The organism is Anaerorhabdus sp. (assembly GCF_036657415.1).
Lineage (GTDB): Bacteria > Bacillota_I > Bacilli_A > Erysipelotrichales > Erysipelotrichaceae > Anaerorhabdus.
Genome location: NZ_JAVXGL010000009.1, coordinates 1 through 18417, shown reverse-complemented (window position 1 = coordinate 18417; position 18417 = coordinate 1). Strand labels below are relative to the sequence as shown.

Here is an 18417-nt window from a genome sequence, read left to right as displayed (position 1 = left end):
AATACATCATAAGTACCAATGTAAAGATTAATCCCAAGACCCAGTTCTTTTTAAAAGTTGTTTTAAATAATGGTAAACTCATTTTATTTTGCCTCCTTAGAATAGAAATGCATAAAGACATCTTCTAACGTTTGTGCTTTGATATCTAATGAAGTTACCATAAACAACGAACACGTTTTAATAAATTTATCTACACTATCACCAGTTACATATACTTCAAGTACACCATTATTAGCTATTGCATTAAATCCTGCTTCTCTTAAAACTTGCACCGCTTTATCAATATCTGGAGTTTTTATTTCGAATCCTTTTCTTTGCGTATTCTTTAGTGTTTCAATGTCTGAATGTGCAACAATACGTCCATCCTTAATAATCAACACATTGTCACAAGTTCGTTCAACTTCTTCAAACATATGACTCGACATAAGAATGGTTTTTCCTTTTTTCTTTTCTTCAAGAATTAATTCAACGAAACGATTTTGCATCAATGGATCTAATCCACTTGTTGGTTCATCTAAAATCAATACATCCGGATCATGCATAAATGCTGCCACAATTCCAAGTTTTTGTTTCATTCCTTTTGAATACTTTTTAATATTTCCTTTAGGCGAAAATTCAAACATTTCAATAAGTTCTTTTTGTCTTGTTAAATCTTTTAACCCTCTAACATCTGCCATATATTTGAGATATTCTTCACCTGTCATGCCATCAATAAATGAGATTTCTCCAGGTAAATATCCTAGACTCTTCATAATTTTAGGTGCATCAGAAAATGAATCTAAACCGTTAATTGTGGTATTTCCTTTATCTGGTTTAATAAATCCCATAAGAGCACGAATTGTTGTCGTCTTACCTGCACCATTGGGGCCAAGGTAGCCAATAACTTCCCCCTCTTTCACTTCAAAATTTAAGTCAAATACACCTTTTCCACTATGATATTGAAGTGTTAAATCATTTACTTTAATCATACAAATCACTATGCATTTTCAGCATAACCCCTTTCTTTTACTTATTAAGAATAACGAATATTCCATTAAAATTGTATTAATTTACTGCACTCATATCTTTCTTATTGAATAAATTATACGTACCAACTAAGGATACTATAATAATCACGATACAAAGCACAACATAGATAACACTATAACTTCCATTAAGAATCTCTGATGGTAGAAAGTATTTAAGTGGTGCTAACATTCTTAAGAAACCTGGTTTTTCTAACATATCCACGATAATACCAATGATAAATGTAATCATGAAAAGGATATTTGCATACAGTGCACCTTTATCTGCTTGTTTAGTAAGTGTTGATAATAATGCTGTAATGCTATAAAAAGTTAAACTCACCAAATATGTAGTCACACTAAATAAGAGAATCTCATTAATCATCGATTTGCCTACATCCAACATTTGAATACCAATAATTGAAAATATAATATTCAACACCATGAATAAAGTCAAATAGATAAATCCTGATAATAATTTCATCGTAAGAATATATGATCTACTTCTTGGTTTTGTAAATATAAACTCATACGTTTTATCAATTGTTTCGCGATTTACTGCATTGGATGCAAGTGTAATACCATAGATACTTGCACATAATGATACAAAGTAAAATAAGACAGCATAGTACCCTCCAATCGTTTCAATGTTAATTCCAACAATTCCAATTAACGCTTGAACTACACGGGGAATTTGATCAATGATAACAGTCATTGAAACACCACTTCCAGCTACACCTGTAAATTTTATTAATCCAATAACAATGAGAATAAATATTCCTATTGTCCAAAATATAAAAGATTTTAAACCTAGTCGTAATTCTCTTTTAATAATATTCATCTTTTTCCACCTATACTGCTTTCACATCTTGTTTAATATAGAGTATGAATGCCATCACTATGAATAGCACCAATAAAACACAACCGACTATCATGACAGACCAATCTGTTACTACTCCGCCAAAAAAGCGAATCGGATCAAAATATTTTAATGGTGATAAATATTGAAGACCATCAATTTCTAGTATATTATTCAAAGCTACAATAATGAAACCAGCAAATCCTATTAACGTCGCAGTATTTGACACTGATCTGATTTTCTTTAAATAAATCGCAACTAAGATAGCTGCATGATAGAAAAAGAGTTGTGTTAGAAACATCATACTTGATGCTAATATCATTGTGCCAAATAAATTACCATACTTCATTCCATAGAAACAACTGATAGCTGCGTAAAATATATTGAATACAACAATTAGTATTAATCCTGTAACATATTTATTTACAAAGATATTTTGTCTTGAACATGGTTTAGTGAAGAGAAAGTCTGTGCATTTTACTTTTTTCTCTCTTCCAAAAATTGCTAATCCAAAAGAGGCTGACATGATTGCTCCCATAAGTGATAAATAAGCATAAGAGAATTCATAGAAACCACTAAAATCTGCCATCGTATTTAAGTTAACAGAGAAAGCTTTTAAAAATTCTTGGGGCATACTACTAATTACATTCATGATGTCTTTCAAACTATCACGAAATAATGGATATACACCAATAAATAACGCTAACATAACTGCAATGAACAATATTGTCCACAAACATAATGTTATCCACTGTCTTTTAATTTCAAATTTTATTATATTCATATAGCCACCTAAATATAATAATGAAGAAAAATCTCTTCTAGTGATGGTTCACTAATTTCTACATTTGTTAAATTGTATTTACATAATTCTTGAATCAGCTTATTACAATCACCTTTATAAAGAAATGCAACATTATTATCAATCATTTCCATTTGACTAATGCCTTCAAGATGTAATTGCTCAAGTTTATTTCTACTTGTAAAACTTACCTTCTTGTATGAATTTTCCTGTAAGTCACTTATCTTTTGGGTGCTTATAATTTTACCTTCTTTGATAATCGCTACACGATCACAAATTTTTTGTACTTCACTTAAGATATGTGATGAGAATAGTACTGTTGCACCTTTAGAATTTTCTTCTTTAATGATATCAAAGAATTTTTTTTGAATTAGAGGATCTAGTCCAGATGTTGGTTCATCAAGAATGATCAACTTAGGAGAATGCAATAATCCTTGAATAATTCCAACTTTTTTCTTGTTTCCTAAACTCATGTCTTCAATTTTCTTATTGAGATCTAATTCTAGTTTTTCAGCTAGTTCTTTTATACGTTGCGTACAGTCTTTGTTATAAAAACTTGCAGAGTATTTAAGTAAGTCAATTGCTTTCATATTGTCATAGTAGAAAACTTCACTTGGTAAATATCCAATATCTTTAAGTAGTTCTACACGATATTCATGACAGTCTTTTCCAAAAATTGTTGCTTCACCACTCGTCTTAGTAATTAATGATAATAAAGTACGAATTGTCGTTGATTTACCAGCTCCATTAGGTCCAATAAATCCAAAGATTTCACCCTCATTTACAATTAAATCAACATCCACAATCCCTCTAGATTTCCCATAATTTTTTGTCAGTTTTTTAGTTTCAATAACTATTCCCATTTTCATTTCCTCCTCAACAAGTGAGATATGTCTCATCTTTTAGACAATTAGATTATAACCCTTTCTCCATAAATAAAAATGCAAGACACATAATATTTTATGCATCTTGCATGAAGTAGCGTTACGTTAGAAGTACAAATCCAATGATCATTAAGAGAAAACTACTACTTGCACCTAGTAATCCAATTAGTTTTTGTTTCCTTGTTTTTTGTTGATTATTTTTTTCTGCAAATCCATATTGCCAAAACAGCATCGCTGAAACACATCCGACCATTTCAATTATATAAATCATATTCTATGCAACTTTCTTTGTCATTTTTTGACAAGGATATCCAAAAACAGTTAAGGTTTCTGCTTCTTCAAACCCACAAGAGAAATAGCACTTTCTAGCCGCAATACCTTTTGTATCACCTTCTCGAAAAGTAATCACATGAATTTCTTCACCTTTTTCAAACTGTGCTAAACATTCATTGATTAATTTTTTAGAAAGTCCTTGTTTTCGATAATTTGGATGAACAGCTAAGAAAGTAAGTTCGTTTTCTAATTTTGAAAAACTAATTAAGCCTGCACAATCTTCACCTCTTTTATCAATGATTGCTTCATTGTGAGCGATTGCTTGCATCAGTGATTCTAGAAATTCAACTTCTTTGTATCCCGCAAAATCATCTTTCACCAAATCCATTAGTTTTAAAACAGAGGGAATGTCATTTTGTCTTAATTGTCTTATCATACTTTCTCCTTTTACCGTATTATATCAAAAAAACAATAACTGAATCTTTAAGATTCAATTACTGCTTTCCTTTGATATGAAAATGATACTATACTTTGATATATCCTCTAAAGCCACGACCACTATAATAAGAATCAGCACCATTATGATAGGTGAACACTGTATCATAACGTCGATCACAGAAAAATGCACCACCTAATTTACGTACTTTTTCAGGAGTTAGAATCCAACTTGAAGTCTTCAAATCAAATTCTGATAATTTTTGTAAATAACGATATTGATCTTCATTCAACAACTCAATTCCCATTTCTTTAGCAAGGTCCATAGCACTATTTTCTGGTGGAAATTTTTTTCTTGCTTCTAAAGCTTTCCTATCATAACAAAGATTTCTTCTTTCACTTGGTGTTTCTTTTGCACAATCAAAAAAGATAATTTCGCCTGTCTTCTTGTCCATGTCTACGACATCTGGTTCTCCACCTGTCGCTTCCATCATTGAAAGAGAAGCTAACTTTTCAGGTGTTATTCTTTTTAAAACATCATCCCACTTTATCCCTTTATGCAATTTCATATTTTTATTGAATCGTTCTTCTAAAATAATTAGTAATTCTTCTTTTTGTTTCGCATTTAATTTATTTGGCATAATTTAATCTCACTTTCGATATTTATTACCTACTTTAGTCATATACCAAGTACAGTAAAAAAACAATTAAAGTACTTTTTATTTAACAATTATATCTATTACCTAATAACTTTATTCAGTATAATAAAAAAACTCAAATTAATGAGCTTTTCTTCTTAAAATACATAGTGTTTCAATATGTGGTGTTTGTGAAAACATATCAAACGGAATAATTCTTTTTATGTCATATCGGTCTAATAAATCATTTAGATTTCTTCCTAGTGTAGCTGGATTACATGAAATGTAAATAACCTGTTTTGGTCTTGCACGAAGAATATTTTCAATCATTGCTTCATCAAGTCCAGCTCTTGGTGGATCGACAATTAATGCATCAATATCACCCTTTTTCGCAATATACTTCATTTCTTCGCCAGCATCGCCACTAACAAATTTAACTTTATCTTCACAATGGTTTAGACGGGCATTATTATTCGCATTCTTCACTGCATCTCTTACAAATTCAATACCAATAACATTTTCAGCTTTATCTTTCGCAAGTAAAGAGATAGCACCTATACCACTATATGCTTCTACAAGTGTTCCACAAGGCTCTAATAATGAGATTGCTGTTTTATATAAATTTTTAGCTTGTTCTAGATTTAGTTGGAAAAAAGATGCTGGTGATAGTCTTAAAACAATTCCATCAATCTTTAACTCAAGAGTTTTAGTACCACCTAGATGAATAAACTCTTTACCAAAAGTTTCAATATTCTTTTTACTGATATTTACACTTTGATAAAGTGATTTAACACCTTCGATATTCATGATTTCTTCTATTACTTCTTCTTCGATTTTCATTTTACCAGTTACAAGTGTACATTGGTATTTCCCATCGAAACCTCTTAATACAATTGTACGTATACCGCGTTCAATTTGATCATTGTAGTCTCTAAAACCATATTTATTCAATACTTTCATGATTGCCATTCGAGTTTTATCTAATCCTTTTTCATGAACTTGACAATCATCCATATAGACTAAACGACTAGAATTGGCTTCATACATACCACTGTATAAAGTACCTTTTAACCACTTAACAGGTAGCTTACATTGATTACGATAATTAAATGGTGTTGGATTTGGTACAACATCTTCAATTATACTTCCATCAATATTTGCATATTTCTTTAATGTTTCTCGTAATAACTCTTTTTTATACTCAAGTTGTTTTTTGTAATCGCAAATCATCATTGAGCATCCCCCACATTTTTCACTTAGTGAACAACGAGGTTTTACTCTAAATGGACTCTTTTCTATTACTCGCACTGTTTTTGCTTTCATGTAGCTTCCAAAATTTTCTAAAATTTCAATTTCAACTAATTCATCAACGAGTGCACCTTCTACAAAAACAGGTATTTTATTGACATAGCCAATACCCTCTCCATTGATTCCAATTTTAATAATTCTCATTTTTTGTTTTAACATACTTTACTCCTATCGTAAGAAGGCAAAATTCTTTTCAGTCACAAAATTTTCTAAATTATAAAGAAATAAAACTTGATTAATATCCTCAGACGCAATTAACTCCGTAAGTGGTAAACGATAATATCGTAAATCAATCATGATGATTTCTGAATAATGTGAGGCAAGATAAGGTATAAAAATATGAGCATACGAGTCTTTTACAACCAATATCTTTCCTTGATCGTTTACTACACCTTCATTTTTAATTGTAACAAGTGAATGATTACCACCTAAATAATACGCATATTTATCCTTTTCTACAAGTTTTTGTGAATCAAATAGACTATCCATGGATGTTCCGTCTTCAAATATTACCTCTGATTTGATTGATTTTTGTGGAATCATCTTGTACATTGCATCACCTGGATACCAAAATACTCCCGCTTTTGACAACAAAGTTCCTTTAAAATCATCTGTTACTTTTTCAAAATCAAACTGTTCTTCATTTAATTTATTTTGAAGACAGTAGGCTTTGTAAGCGAGATATGCACCATGTGAATTCCAGTGATGGTCCGTCTTGAAGTATACATCTTTTTGATTAGCCAAGGCATCAGAAACATTAATCCAATCACCTTTTACTTGTGATTCAATTACCGCTAAGATATTTTCTTGGTTTATATTAAATGAGAACATTGGTAATAAATCTTGATCAATATCACTTGCAGTTGGGACAATCATTAACTGTGCAGGTATATCTAGATTCTCTACAAATTTATTGATTTGTGAAATGGATTTATTTAAAGTATTCTCATCATAGCTAGAAAACATTTGAATCAAGGTTTTATTTTTTCCAATATAAACACCATTATTTTCAATACTTCCTGTTCCAATTTTAGAAAATGCTTTTATACCAATCCAATTATCACGAAAGATGAATTGGTCATTTAAATAAGTATCCAATTCTGATGTATATGAATTCTTAAGTAGTTTTTTGATTGAGAATTCTGGAAATTGTTTCAAATATCGATTTTCATTCTCAGAGAATTCTTTATCTGGATTCATAAAATTAAGAATTGTTAAAACTCCTAAAAAGGCACAAAACACGAAGACTGTAATCAGTTGAACTTTCTTTTTCATCTTCTACCCTCCTAAAACCTGAAGTATAGGAATGGATTATAACTTGCATCCACAATGAATGCAGTACATAATACTAAGCCTACTACGACTAAAACTGGGACTAGAACTTCCCATTTCTTATTTTCAATATAGCGATGATAATAGTTTTTGATGAATGGTGTTGATGCAATACATAGGATGATAAGTAAGAAAATATTGTTTCTTATAAAAAACATGAAATATGAGTTAATGAAAGATAATCCTTCAAACCCAAACATCATTCGTAAATAATGAAGTAAATTTCCAAAATCATCAAAAGCAAAAATGACCCAACTAATTAATATCAAAAATAAAGTATAACTATGTGCAACCAATGCATTTGATTTCTCTAATTTTTTCAATAAGAATGATTTTTCAATCATTAATAGAATTCCAAAGTATAGACCCCATAAAATAAAATTCCAACTAGCTCCATGCCACAATCCAGTTAAAAACCATACAATTAAAATATTACGATAGTTCATTAACTTACTGCACCTATTTCCACCTAAAGGAATGTACACATAGTCTCTAAACCAAGTACTTAAGGATATATGCCATCTGCGCCAAAACTCAGTGATTGATTTTGATATATATGGATAATTAAAATTTTCCAAGAATTCAAATCCAAACATTTTTCCTAAGCCTATTGCCATATCACTGTATCCACTAAAGTCAAAATAAATTTGAAATCCAAAGGCAATGGCACCTAACCATGCTGTTAAAATAGACATTTGTGATGTCGGTAACGTATGGATTGTTTCCCAAAGTAGTCCAATGTTATTTGCGAGTAATACTTTCTTCGCTAATCCAGTTACAAAACGTTGTACCCCATTATAAAACTTATCCATTGTTTCATCACGATGTACAAGTTGTTTTGCGATATCTTTGTAGCGAACAATTGGTCCTGCAATCAGTTGTGGAAACATTGTTACATAGGCACCAAACGATATAATACTTTTTTGTACATCTGCTTGTCCACGATAAACGTCTATTGGATAAGACATTGTTTGAAATGTATAGAATGAAATTCCTATCGGTAATGCAAGTCCTAGTGGTTTCAACCACTCAAAGCCTAATTGGTTTAAATTTAATACAATGAAATCAAAGTATTTGAAAAATCCTAATAATCCTAAATTAAAACATATTGAAAAAATTACAAATCTCTTTGCAATCTTTTTATTATCTTTATGCTTATCTATCATATAGCCATTGAAATAGTCAACAACTGTTGATAATAACATAATTAATATATAAATTGGTTCTCCCCAGCCATAAAATATTAGGCTGAGAATCAACAAGAATAGATTACGAAACTTTAGCGGTGACAGTTTCATCACCACTAAAGTTAACGGCAAGTATCCAAATAAAAATACTACGCTACTGAAAACCATATTACTTTAATGCAGTTTGAATATCATCAGCGATAGCTTGTGCATCTTCTGCAATAACTACAACTACATTATTACCTTCAGTAAATGTAACGTGGTTTTGTACTAGTTCATATTGAGCAGGTAAATATTGTGCCCAAGTGCTATCTAAATCTGCAAGACGTTTATCTAACGCTTCTTTCACTGCTTCAACTTTACCATCTTTTGCTTCAACTACCATAATTTCAGTAGCTTGAACATTCATCATTGGTAAAAATATTGCATAATCATTTACATCCTCAGTAGTAAGATAGTAAAGATTCCCCAAAGTAGCTTCATCAGCCATCATGAATCCAGGAAGTTCATATTTTCCACTATTTAACACAGCATCTATCTTCTTTTGAAGTTCTGTTAAATTAGCAGTTTCTCCTCCCGTTGTCCCTTCTTCCCCTTGATCAACACTCGGTGTTTGTGTAGCCTCCGGTGTTGGTGTAGCTTCATTTTTCGGTGTTGATGAACAACCTACCAAAATTAAAGCTAAAGATAAAAGACAAACTAATTTTTTCATATTTCCTCCTAGCATTTCTTTTGAAATGCTAAACGAATTATACCAAAACACGCCTTACTTGTCTTTTAATTTAATTTGAATTTTATGTGAACAAGTCTTCAATTTAAATATAGGCATTAAAAAAACCTGCATTTCTACAGGTTAATCGGTTAATCCCCAACTAGGTATTTCTTGTCCTCTACGTACCAAAATTGTCTTTTGATAATCTGTTTGATTTAGAAAACGTAAAATCATCTTTGGAACATCCAATCAACAATTTTGCTTGTAAATCTTTTTTCAATATATCTGCCGCAATAATAATTGCTGATACACTACTTGATTTTTCACTACCTTTGAATACCATAATACCTTCATTATCTGATGTACTCGTATCTTTCAATCTTCCGTATTCAACCGGATATACAAGATTTCCGAATTCTGGGTGTTTTGAACCTTTTTCACGAATAATTTCTAATTTGGAAGAAAGATACAATGTATCTATTTTTTGCCAAAAAAAAGCATTATTTTCAAAATCTGCCATGTTTGCACCTCATTTACTCTATCATTATAGCAAAAATGAAAGGAATGTAAACAAATTTCAAATAAATGAAAATGTTTTCAGTTTATTTTCTTACTTTTGTATGCGTTATTGCAGAAATATTTTCACATCCAGTCATTCGCATGGCATGAATGAATTCCTTTTTAAGCTTTTGAATGCTATTTCTTACTCCATCAGTACCCTCTGTTGCGCATGCTAGTGCTAAAGGACGTCCTACTAGTACTGCATCAGCACCAAGAGCAATCGCCTTAAAAATATCATTTCCAGTACGGAAGCCACCATCCACAAGGACTGTTAATCGGCCATTTATCGCTTCAACGATTTCTTCCAACACTTCGATTGTTGCTGGTGTTTCATCTAATACTCTACCCCCATGATTGCTGACAATAATTCCATCTGCTCCAGCTTCAAGTGCTAATAGTGCAGCTTCTTTAGTCATGATTCCTTTTACAATAAATGGTTTATCACCACATAATTTTTTGATTTCATGTAAAGCACGAATGTCTTTATTTTCTACTGGAGTCTTTGCATTTCTTAATAACGGCAAGCCTGCTGCATCAATATCCATTGCAACTCCTAAGACATCAAACTCCTTAACTGTTTCAAAACGTTGTTTAACCGTTTCCATTTGCCAAGGTTTAATTGTTAAAAATCCTTTTCCACCTTGTTCATGTAATGCCTTTGCAGGTAAATGAAAATAGTTTTCAAAATCAATACCATCACCTACAAAACACAATATATTTTCTTCTCTACATGCTTTCGCAAGTTCAGTATTATAATCATAATCGCTAATATCTGTGCCATAATTATTTCTAATTCCAGCAATTGGTGCACAACATAACGGTAAATCACACTTCACACCAAATAAATCAGTTGATGTATCTATATCCTTTACATCATTCAATACATCTAAATTCAATTTTATTTTAGCCAATTCTTTAACATTGTTGATAAATGAAATTCCTTGACCAATTCCCCCTAATCCTGGAATCTCTCCACGGCATGCGAATCCATTACATACTGGACACTGTCTACAAAGTGTTGCTTCTCTTTTCATTCTTATCTCCTTATTCGTTCACATGGTCTAAAGCCATTTTAAAAATACTCTCAATGTGTTCATCTGCTAAAGAATAGTAAACATTCTTTCCAGCTTTTCTTGATTTAATTAAATGCGTTTTTTTAAGTGATGCTAGTTGATGCGAAACAGCAGATTGACTCATTTGCAACTCTTCTATAAAATCACTAACACATCGTTCTTTTTCAAATAATAAATTTAAAATTTTTAAACGGGTACTATCGGAAAACATTTTAAACAATAATGACATTTCTTCAAATTGTGATTCTAGATCAACATTTTTCATGTAGTCTTCACTCGCTTTCCTTTTATTATTACTTTTTCTTTATCACGTACAAATGCTCTTAATAAAGGGACCACCGTTTTTCTTGAGAAACATTCTATGGTTTTCACAGTATGGTCTACTAATTCAATTTCTAAATCATCATGATCTGCACGCCAAATATATTGCCAAGTTAATATATCTTCCCAATAAATAAGACTGCAGTTTTCTCTTTCCTTACAATTGTATAAAATTATATAATCATGAGTAAAATCAATTAACTTACGATCTGGTAATACAAACAAACAAAATGCAGACATACCAAACATCAAAACCCCAATATATGAAAATAAATCATTAAATATCATCATTATAAAACTCGCAAAAATCATAACGATTAAACCATTTTTCGGTTTAACGCTCACTGTAGCAATTATTGGTGGTTCTTTTGGAATATTTCTAATTCTTAGTATTTTAGACTTCATTTTATCACCCTAACTATCTTCAATTATACCACTCAATACGACGTTTCTCTATCATATTATTTACAAGTACTGTATAATAATACGCGGTGATATTATGAAAAATTTTAGTTTTGAAGTTACACATCGTTGTAAACAATCTGGTGCCCGCTGTGGTACCCTACATACTCCTCATGGAGATGTCCAAACGCCGATGTTCATGCCTGTTGGAACATTAGCAACTGTGAAGTTTATTTCGCCTGAAGAATTGTACGAAATAGGATCACAAGTTATTTTGGCAAATACCTATCATTTATGGTTAAGACCTGGTGAAGATATAGTTCAAAAAGCAGGTGGTGTTCAAAAATTCATGAATTATTCAGGCCCTATGCTTACAGATAGTGGTGGATTTCAAGTATTCTCTTTAGCGGACGCTAGAAAAATAAAAGAAGAAGGTGTTACCTTTAAGAGTCATTTAGATGGCTCAACACTTTTCTTAAGTCCTGAAAAATCAATTCAAATTCAAAATAAAATCGGTGCAGATATGATTATGTCTTTTGATGAATGTATTCCATATCCAGCAACTTATGATTATGTTAAAGACAGTGTTGAAAGAACACTACGTTGGGCAAAACGTGGATTAGATGCTCATGAAAGAAAAGATGATCAAGCCTTATTTGGCATAGTACAAGGTGGCGATTATGAAGACCTACGTAAACATTGTGCTGAAGAATTAGTAAAGATGGATTTTCCAGGATACTCTATCGGTGGAACATCTGTTGGTGAAGATAAACCAACAATGTATCGTATGATTGAGTATGCAATAAAATACTTACCTGAAGATAAGCCTCGTTACCTTATGGGTGTTGGGGCTGTTAATGATATTCTTGAAGCGATTGAACGTGGTGTTGATATGATGGATTGTGTTTTGCCAACACGTATCGCAAGACATGGAACACTCATGACAAGTGAAGGTAGAATCAATATTAAAAAAGCCATCTATAAAGAAGACTTTAGACCACTAGACCCAGAATGTGATTGCATTTGTTGCAAAAACTATACACGTGCATATTTAAATCATTTATATCGTTGTAATGAAGGATTAGGAAATCGTCTGATGTCTATTCATAATCTCCGCTTTCTTCTTCGCTTAACAGAACAAGCTCGTCAAGCAATTATGGAAGATCGCTTTGGTGATTTCAAAAAAGAAATCCTTGAAAAGTATGCATTCGATGAAAGAGGATTTTAATTATGAAAACAAGTGAATTTGACTTCGATTTACCAGAACATTTAATTGCACAACATCCATTAAGCGATCGTAAACAAAGCCGCTTACTTGTTGTACACAAAAATACAGGCGAGTTAGAACATAAGCATTTCTATGATATAGTAAATTATCTTAAACCTGGTGATGTATTAGTAAGAAATAATACACGTGTAATTCCCGCTCGACTATTTGGTACAAAAGAAGAAACCGGTGCTCATGTTGAATTACTACTTCTCAAGCAAGAAGGCGATATTTGGGAATGTCTTGTAGGTAATGCCAAAGTTGTCAAAATTGGTTCAATCATCTCTTTTCATGATGGTGAGCTACGTGCTGAATGTATTGAAATAGGAGATAAAGGAATTCGTAAAATGAAGATGTTGTATGATGGTATCTTCATTGAAATTCTTGAACGTTTAGGTAATGTCCCTCTTCCTCCTTACATAAAAGAAAAACTAGATGATCCTGAACGCTATCAAACTGTTTATGCAAAAGTAAAAGGAAGTGCTGCTGCACCAACTGCAGGACTACATTTTACTGAAGAATTGTTTAAACAACTTAGTGATAAAGGAATTATCATCAAGGATGTGACTCTTCATGTTGGATTAGGAACTTTTAGACCGATGGATACTGATACCATTGAAGATCACATTATGCATTCTGAAATGTATTGGATGGATCAAGATACCGCTGATGCATTGAATCTTGCGAAAAAAGAAGGCAGAAGAATTATTACTGTAGGAACTACAAGTACTCGCACCTTAGAAGCTATCTATAAAGAATATGGATGTTTCAAAGAATGTCATGGTGAGACTGCAATCTTCATTTATCCAGGTTATACATGGGAAGCTGTCGATTGTATTATTACTAACTTTCATTTACCAAAATCAACATTAATTATGATGATTAGTTCATTTGCTACAAAAGAACTTATATTTAAGGCATACAATGAAGCTATTAAAGAAGAGTATCGTTTCTTTTCTTTTGGCGATAGTATGTTGATTAGCAATGAATAGAGTATTTCCAAATATTCAAAAAAGTAATAACAAAGTGAACTATTATCAACAAAGTATTGATGAAATTGAAAGAATTAAACAATCAAGCCATCGTCCTACACTCTTACTTCATGCATGCTGCGCACCATGTGCTGCATTCCCTATTGAATTTTTAAGTGAAACTTTTGATTGCACAATCTATTATAATAATTCTAATATTTATCCAAGTGCTGAATATCATCGGCGTTTAGATGAATTAAAACGTTATTTAGTTGAAGTTAATCATTCATTAAAGTATGAAGTAAAACTAATTGAGTGTATCTATGATAATGATGCCTATACTAAAATACTTGAACCACTACAAGATAAACCTGAAGGTGGTGAAAGATGCTTCTTATGTTATACCAAGCGCATGAAAGAATCATTTGAATACGCAAGTAAAAACAACTATGAATATTTCACAACTGTGATGACTATATCACGTCAAAAAGACAGTCAAAAAATAAATGAAATTGGAACTTCATTACAAGCCCTTTACCCCACTACAAAATACTTTCATTCGGACTTTAAAAAGAAGAAGGGAATAGATCGTGGAAGAGAATTATCAACCGAGCATAATTTATATCGGCAACAATATTGTGGATGTATTTATTCATATCAAGAATATCTAAAAAGAAAAGTGTAAGTTTACACTTTTTTTGTGTCATTTACCTCGTTTCCAAGCTATAATAAAAGAGCGTGAAATGGGGTGGTAAGAATGGAAACGGATAATAATAACCCGAGACAGAGAAATACTGAAAGTTCTTGCCAAAAAGGTAAAGTTCTTTCCTAACTAAAGGAGGAATTTGATGAATCTAGAAATATCTAAACAAGAATTAAAAAATTTTTTATTAAATGCTAATGATTATGACTTCCAAGAGATGATTGAATTTGTCCACCCAGTGGACCTTTTAAGCATTATTCATGAAAATGATGATGATGCTGTCAAAATACTCAATCGTCTGTCCGATGAAACAATTGCACACCTTCTTGATGAAGAAGATGATGAGGATATCTATGATTTGTTGAAACAGTTCTCTACAAATCGACAAAAAGAAATTCTTGAAGAAATGAGTTCGGATGAAATTGCGGACTTTGTTCAAACATTGGATGAAGAAGAAAGTAAAGATATCCTAAGCAAGATGTCAGTTGAAGATGTTGCGGAAGTAAAGGAACTCTTATCCTATGCACCTGATACTGCTGGGGGTATTATGGCTAAGGAATTTATCAGTATTCGTGAAAACAAAACTGTTCAAAAAACTTTAGAATATCTACAACAAGTAGCTCAAAATGCGGAAATGGCTTATTACTTATATGTAACCGACTCAATTGGACATCTAAAAGGTGTCGTATCTTTAAGAGATTTAGTTTCTTCTCCTTTTGATACACTCATTTCTGAAATTACAAATCCTAATGTTCAAACAGTAAATACTAATGACGATCAAGAAGAAGTTGCTTATATCATTGATAAATATGATTATGTCATGATCCCTGTCGTTGATAATGAAGATATTATCAAAGGTGTAATTACAATTGATGATATCGTCGATATCATCAAAGAAGAAGCTACCGAAGATATCCACCATATGGCTGGATTAAATGCGGAAGAAAAAGTTGATGGTACCTTAATTGAATCTATTAAATCACGTTTACCATGGCTATCAGTTAATTTAGTCACAGCCGTGTTAGCTGCATCTGTTGTAGCTATGTTCTCTTCAACAATCGAAGCTGTTGTTGCCCTAGCTGCTATTAATCCTATCATTGCAGGAATGGGTGGAAATGCTGGTACACAATCACTGACAATCATTGTACGAGGTATTGCCTTAGGTGAGCTTACTGGTGAGAATGCTAAGAAAGTCTTCTTCAAAGAATTTGGAGTTGGATTATTAACTGGTACTATCCTTGGTATTGTTGTTGCGATAGGTTGTTATTTCTTCTTTGGAAATCCATACTTAGGGATTGTAGCTGGTTCCGCAATGGTATTCAACTTAGTTGTTGCTACTGTTTCAGGTTATGCCGTTCCTATCATTTTGGAAAAGATGAATATTGACCCCGCTTTAGCTTCTAGTGTTTTTGTAACAACTGCTACTGATGTACTTGGTTTCTTTGCATTTTTAGGCTTAGCAACTATGTTACTTCCATACTTAATTTAATATTCTATAAGCAGATAAATAATCTGCTTTTTTTCATAATAAAACCACGTTTTCAAACTTTCGTCTTAATAACGTGGTTATTGTATTCCTAATTTTTAAGCTAGCTTAAGCGCAGCTGCTAATCTTGGAATTATTTGTTTCTTTCTTGAAACGATATCTTTAGCAAACAATACATCATTTTCTTTACAACTATCAAACATTTCTTCAATTACCCAAGAAAGTTTACCCATGTAAATAAAGTTTGAACCTTTGCCTTCAACGTTTGTAAATGTCATAACAAGTAAGTCATATTTATTAATTGCATTTATTTTTTCCATATAAGAAACAAATTCTCTACGAATAATTTCTAATTCCTTAATATCTAAAATATTAATTTGTCCGATTGCAATTCTAAAGCCTTCCATTGAATATTCTTTAAAATCATTATAGAGAATTTCGCTAAATGATAAACCTCTTAATGTTGCGACTGCTTCAAACATTTCAATAGATAACTTGTCTAAATCAATTTCAGCGATTGCTGCTAAATCGGTTGCAATATCTCTATCTACTGCAGTTGCTGTAGGACTATTAAAATTCATTGTGTCAGAAATAATTGCACAGCATAATAATCCAGCAATCTTCTTAGTAGGCTTTATACCATTTTCCTTATACATAAGTGCAATAATACTAGACGTACTTCCTAAATTTTGATTTCGAAAGTTAATTGGATTACTTGTTTCAATATCACCAATTCGATGATGATCAATTATTTCTAATACATCTGCCACCTCTAGTGATTCAACACTTTGTGAAGCTTCATTATGATCAAGTAAAACAAACTTCTTCCGTGTATAAGAGAATAAATGGAAACGTGATACCGCACCAATTACATGTCCTTTATGATCAATAACTGGGTATGAACGGTAACGCGTTTTACTCATTCTTTTTGATACATCATCAACATAATCAGAAATCTTAAATGTAACAATATCTTTCGTCATAATCATGGACACAGGAGGAGTTTGATAAATGTATCGTGCTACCTTCATCGCATCATATGGTGTTGTAATAATTGCACAATCATTTGCTATTGCCATATCCATTATTTTTTGTGAAACTTCTTTTCCTTCAGTAATTACCAAACAAGCTGCTTTTTTCTCAATTGCTTTTTCTTGTAAAACTTCATTATCACTCATAATAATTACACTATTCTCAAACTCTTCATCCAAGAAATTATTATTGCGAGAAATCATAATTTTCACATCACCATCCATATGAAGATTAGTTGGATTTATTAATAATTTTCCTTCGATTGTTTCGGTAATGTTTGAGATTGGTACATCCTTCATTAACTCTTGTACCTGTTCAATATCTTTCATTTGAACATCTGAAATATTTGACATTGATACAACACCTAGTAAGTTATTCTCACTATCGACCACAAATAAACTCTTGTTTTTCCCTAGGGTGATTTTTTCCCAAGCTCTTTTTATCGTTAAATCTGGGTGAATTAATGATGCACTATCAATATCAATATCTTCCAATCGACATTTTGCGTTCTCTACTAATTTTGGAGCTTCTACATCAAATTTCTTTAAAACATAGGCTGTTTCTGTGTTTAATTCACCAATTCTACAAGCAATAGCATTTTGACCTAATTGCTGTTTTAGATTTGCATAAGCGATTGATGAACAAATAGAATCCGTATCAGGGTTTCTATGCCCTGTTACATAGATTACATCTCGCATAACTTTCCTCCCACTGTGTTTCTTTATAAGAATTGTAACACACCTATTTTTAAATGTAAGCGGTTTAAACCTTAATTTATTGTAAAAAAAGGTTAAAAAAACAGGCATCGCCTGTTTATATAAGTCTCTTTTCATAGCCGCCAGTTACTTTAAGCCCATCTGTAATGATTACAAATGCTTTAGGATCTAAATCATAAATTATTTTTTGAAGCTGTGGAATTTCATATTTACTTACTATTGTAACTAGAACTTCCGTTTCTTCATCCGTATAAGCGCCCATACCTTTCCAGTATGTTACACCTCGTACCATTTCTTTATTTATAATATGTTTAATCTCACGATTTTTTGTGAATATCATTGCACTAATCTCAATGTTTTGAAAATGGATTTTATCAACTACAAATGAAAACATAACTTGATAAATTATTGAATAAATTGCAACTGGTAATTCAAATAAGAATGCACATGC

At 31.7% G+C, this 18417-nt stretch carries 21 protein-coding genes; 4 read left to right on the top strand and 17 right to left on the bottom strand.

The window, feature by feature from the left end; translation table 11 throughout:
- Positions 1–83: 83 nt before the first annotated feature.
- The 15 genes from RSB60_RS02370 to RSB60_RS02300 all read right to left on the bottom strand — a co-directional run bounded on the left by RSB60_RS02370 (position 84) and on the right by RSB60_RS02300 (position 11794).
- Entirely contained in the window at positions 84–968 is an 885-nt protein-coding gene (locus RSB60_RS02370; RefSeq protein WP_323380423.1) for an ABC transporter ATP-binding protein, read from the bottom strand.
- Between the two features lie 76 nt (positions 969–1044).
- The gene (locus RSB60_RS02365; RefSeq protein WP_332614332.1) at positions 1045–1845 is read right to left on the bottom strand and encodes an ABC transporter permease; all 801 of its coding nucleotides are present in this window, start codon (positions 1843–1845) and stop codon (positions 1045–1047) included.
- Positions 1846–1855: 10 nt separating this feature from the next.
- Positions 1856–2647 (bottom strand): ABC transporter permease subunit, encoded by a 792-nt coding sequence (locus RSB60_RS02360; RefSeq protein ID WP_332491645.1) that lies wholly within the window; start codon positions 2645–2647, stop codon positions 1856–1858.
- 8 nt (positions 2648–2655) lie between these two features.
- Complete coding sequence (locus RSB60_RS02355; RefSeq protein WP_332475301.1) at positions 2656–3528, bottom strand: ABC transporter ATP-binding protein; 873 nt, start codon at positions 3526–3528, stop codon at positions 2656–2658.
- A gap of 121 nt (positions 3529–3649) precedes the next feature.
- Positions 3650–3820 carry a hypothetical protein gene (locus RSB60_RS02350; protein ID WP_332614329.1) on the bottom strand — a complete coding sequence of 57 codons (171 nt, stop codon included), beginning with the start codon at positions 3818–3820 and terminating at the stop codon, positions 3650–3652.
- Between the two features lie 3 nt (positions 3821–3823).
- A complete protein-coding gene (locus RSB60_RS02345; protein WP_332614327.1) occupies positions 3824–4258 on the bottom strand; it encodes a GNAT family N-acetyltransferase in 435 nt (144 codons plus the stop codon).
- Between the two features lie 88 nt (positions 4259–4346).
- Complete coding sequence (locus tag RSB60_RS02340) at positions 4347–4898, bottom strand: DUF4256 domain-containing protein (protein WP_332614325.1); 552 nt, start codon at positions 4896–4898, stop codon at positions 4347–4349.
- A 138-nt stretch (positions 4899–5036) separates the two neighbouring features.
- Entirely contained in the window at positions 5037–6362 is a 1326-nt protein-coding gene (gene rlmD / locus RSB60_RS02335; protein WP_323380430.1) for a 23S rRNA (uracil(1939)-C(5))-methyltransferase RlmD, read from the bottom strand.
- A gap of 9 nt (positions 6363–6371) precedes the next feature.
- The gene (locus tag RSB60_RS02330; protein WP_332614323.1) at positions 6372–7478 is read right to left on the bottom strand and encodes a DHHW family protein; all 1107 of its coding nucleotides are present in this window, start codon (positions 7476–7478) and stop codon (positions 6372–6374) included.
- Between the two features lie 11 nt (positions 7479–7489).
- Positions 7490–8833, bottom strand: coding sequence for an MBOAT family O-acyltransferase (locus RSB60_RS02325; protein WP_323380432.1), 1344 nt, complete (start codon positions 8831–8833; stop codon positions 7490–7492).
- Between the two features lie 58 nt (positions 8834–8891).
- Positions 8892–9434, bottom strand: a complete 543-nt coding sequence (locus RSB60_RS02320) for a DUF4358 domain-containing protein (protein ID WP_332614321.1) — start codon at positions 9432–9434, stop codon at positions 8892–8894.
- A 178-nt stretch (positions 9435–9612) separates the two neighbouring features.
- The gene (locus tag RSB60_RS02315) at positions 9613–9954 is read right to left on the bottom strand and encodes an Inorganic pyrophosphatase (RefSeq protein ID WP_442879651.1); all 342 of its coding nucleotides are present in this window, start codon (positions 9952–9954) and stop codon (positions 9613–9615) included.
- A gap of 82 nt (positions 9955–10036) precedes the next feature.
- Positions 10037–11029: an alpha-hydroxy-acid oxidizing protein gene (locus tag RSB60_RS02310; protein ID WP_332614319.1), complete on the bottom strand. Its 993-nt coding sequence runs from the start codon at positions 11027–11029 to the stop codon at positions 10037–10039.
- 10 nt (positions 11030–11039) lie between these two features.
- Positions 11040–11333 carry an ArsR/SmtB family transcription factor gene (locus tag RSB60_RS02305; RefSeq protein ID WP_323380436.1) on the bottom strand — a complete coding sequence of 98 codons (294 nt, stop codon included), beginning with the start codon at positions 11331–11333 and terminating at the stop codon, positions 11040–11042.
- Positions 11330–11794 carry a hypothetical protein gene (locus RSB60_RS02300; protein WP_323380437.1) on the bottom strand — a complete coding sequence of 155 codons (465 nt, stop codon included), beginning with the start codon at positions 11792–11794 and terminating at the stop codon, positions 11330–11332. Before RSB60_RS02300 ends, RSB60_RS02305 begins: the two co-directional genes overlap by 4 nt.
- A 94-nt stretch (positions 11795–11888) precedes the next feature.
- Between RSB60_RS02300 and tgt the strand changes: the two genes are divergently transcribed.
- From tgt to mgtE, 4 genes are all read left to right on the top strand, one after another.
- Complete coding sequence (tgt, locus tag RSB60_RS02295) at positions 11889–13019, top strand: tRNA guanosine(34) transglycosylase Tgt (protein ID WP_332614315.1); 1131 nt, start codon at positions 11889–11891, stop codon at positions 13017–13019.
- A gap of 2 nt (positions 13020–13021) precedes the next feature.
- Complete coding sequence (queA, locus tag RSB60_RS02290; protein WP_332614313.1) at positions 13022–14050, top strand: tRNA preQ1(34) S-adenosylmethionine ribosyltransferase-isomerase QueA; 1029 nt, start codon at positions 13022–13024, stop codon at positions 14048–14050.
- Entirely contained in the window at positions 14043–14714 is a 672-nt protein-coding gene (locus RSB60_RS02285; RefSeq protein ID WP_332614311.1) for an epoxyqueuosine reductase QueH, read from the top strand. Before queA ends, RSB60_RS02285 begins: the two co-directional genes overlap by 8 nt.
- 163 nt (positions 14715–14877) lie before the next feature.
- The gene (gene mgtE, locus RSB60_RS02280; RefSeq protein ID WP_323380441.1) at positions 14878–16221 is read left to right on the top strand and encodes a magnesium transporter; all 1344 of its coding nucleotides are present in this window, start codon (positions 14878–14880) and stop codon (positions 16219–16221) included.
- Between the two features lie 95 nt (positions 16222–16316).
- On the opposite strand, the gene RSB60_RS02275 is transcribed toward mgtE, so the two are convergent.
- Both RSB60_RS02275 and RSB60_RS02270 read right to left on the bottom strand, forming a co-directional pair.
- On the bottom strand, positions 16317–17948 hold the full coding sequence (locus RSB60_RS02275) for a putative manganese-dependent inorganic diphosphatase (protein ID WP_323380442.1): 1632 nt from the start codon (positions 17946–17948) through the stop codon (positions 16317–16319).
- Between the two features lie 115 nt (positions 17949–18063).
- Positions 18064–18417, bottom strand: a 354-nt coding sequence (locus RSB60_RS02270) for a YitT family protein (protein ID WP_332614308.1), incomplete at its 5' end; no start/stop codon positions are given.

Excerpts from the sequence above, each read along its gene's own strand:
- RSB60_RS02300 (WP_323380437.1), bottom strand. The coding sequence starts at position 11,794 with ATGAAGTCTAAAATACTAAGAATTAGAAATATTCCAAAAGAACCACCA.
- RSB60_RS02285 (WP_332614311.1), top strand. The coding sequence starts at position 14,043 with ATGAATAGAGTATTTCCAAATATTCAAAAAAGTAATAACAAAGTGAAC.
- RSB60_RS02320 (WP_332614321.1), bottom strand. The coding sequence starts at position 9,434 with ATGAAAAAATTAGTTTGTCTTTTATCTTTAGCTTTAATTTTGGTAGGT.
- mgtE (WP_323380441.1), top strand. The coding sequence starts at position 14,878 with ATGAATCTAGAAATATCTAAACAAGAATTAAAAAATTTTTTATTAAAT.
- tgt (WP_332614315.1), top strand. The coding sequence starts at position 11,889 with ATGAAAAATTTTAGTTTTGAAGTTACACATCGTTGTAAACAATCTGGT.
- rlmD (WP_323380430.1), bottom strand. The coding sequence starts at position 6,362 with ATGTTAAAACAAAAAATGAGAATTATTAAAATTGGAATCAATGGAGAG.
- RSB60_RS02350 (WP_332614329.1), bottom strand. The coding sequence starts at position 3,820 with ATGATTTATATAATTGAAATGGTCGGATGTGTTTCAGCGATGCTGTTT.
- RSB60_RS02330 (WP_332614323.1), bottom strand. The coding sequence starts at position 7,478 with ATGAAAAAGAAAGTTCAACTGATTACAGTCTTCGTGTTTTGTGCCTTT.
- RSB60_RS02275 (WP_323380442.1), bottom strand. The coding sequence starts at position 17,948 with ATGCGAGATGTAATCTATGTAACAGGGCATAGAAACCCTGATACGGAT.
- RSB60_RS02310 (WP_332614319.1), bottom strand. The coding sequence starts at position 11,029 with ATGAAAAGAGAAGCAACACTTTGTAGACAGTGTCCAGTATGTAATGGA.
- RSB60_RS02325 (WP_323380432.1), bottom strand. The coding sequence starts at position 8,833 with ATGAAACTGTCACCGCTAAAGTTTCGTAATCTATTCTTGTTGATTCTC.
- RSB60_RS02315 (WP_442879651.1), bottom strand. The coding sequence starts at position 9,954 with ATGGCAGATTTTGAAAATAATGCTTTTTTTTGGCAAAAAATAGATACA.
- queA (WP_332614313.1), top strand. The coding sequence starts at position 13,022 with ATGAAAACAAGTGAATTTGACTTCGATTTACCAGAACATTTAATTGCA.
- RSB60_RS02370 (WP_323380423.1), bottom strand. The coding sequence starts at position 968 with ATGATTAAAGTAAATGATTTAACACTTCAATATCATAGTGGAAAAGGT.
- RSB60_RS02340 (WP_332614325.1), bottom strand. The coding sequence starts at position 4,898 with ATGCCAAATAAATTAAATGCGAAACAAAAAGAAGAATTACTAATTATT.
- RSB60_RS02345 (WP_332614327.1), bottom strand. The coding sequence starts at position 4,258 with ATGATAAGACAATTAAGACAAAATGACATTCCCTCTGTTTTAAAACTA.
- RSB60_RS02360 (WP_332491645.1), bottom strand. The coding sequence starts at position 2,647 with ATGAATATAATAAAATTTGAAATTAAAAGACAGTGGATAACATTATGT.
- RSB60_RS02305 (WP_323380436.1), bottom strand. The coding sequence starts at position 11,333 with ATGAAAAATGTTGATCTAGAATCACAATTTGAAGAAATGTCATTATTG.
- RSB60_RS02355 (WP_332475301.1), bottom strand. The coding sequence starts at position 3,528 with ATGGGAATAGTTATTGAAACTAAAAAACTGACAAAAAATTATGGGAAA.
- RSB60_RS02365 (WP_332614332.1), bottom strand. The coding sequence starts at position 1,845 with ATGAATATTATTAAAAGAGAATTACGACTAGGTTTAAAATCTTTTATA.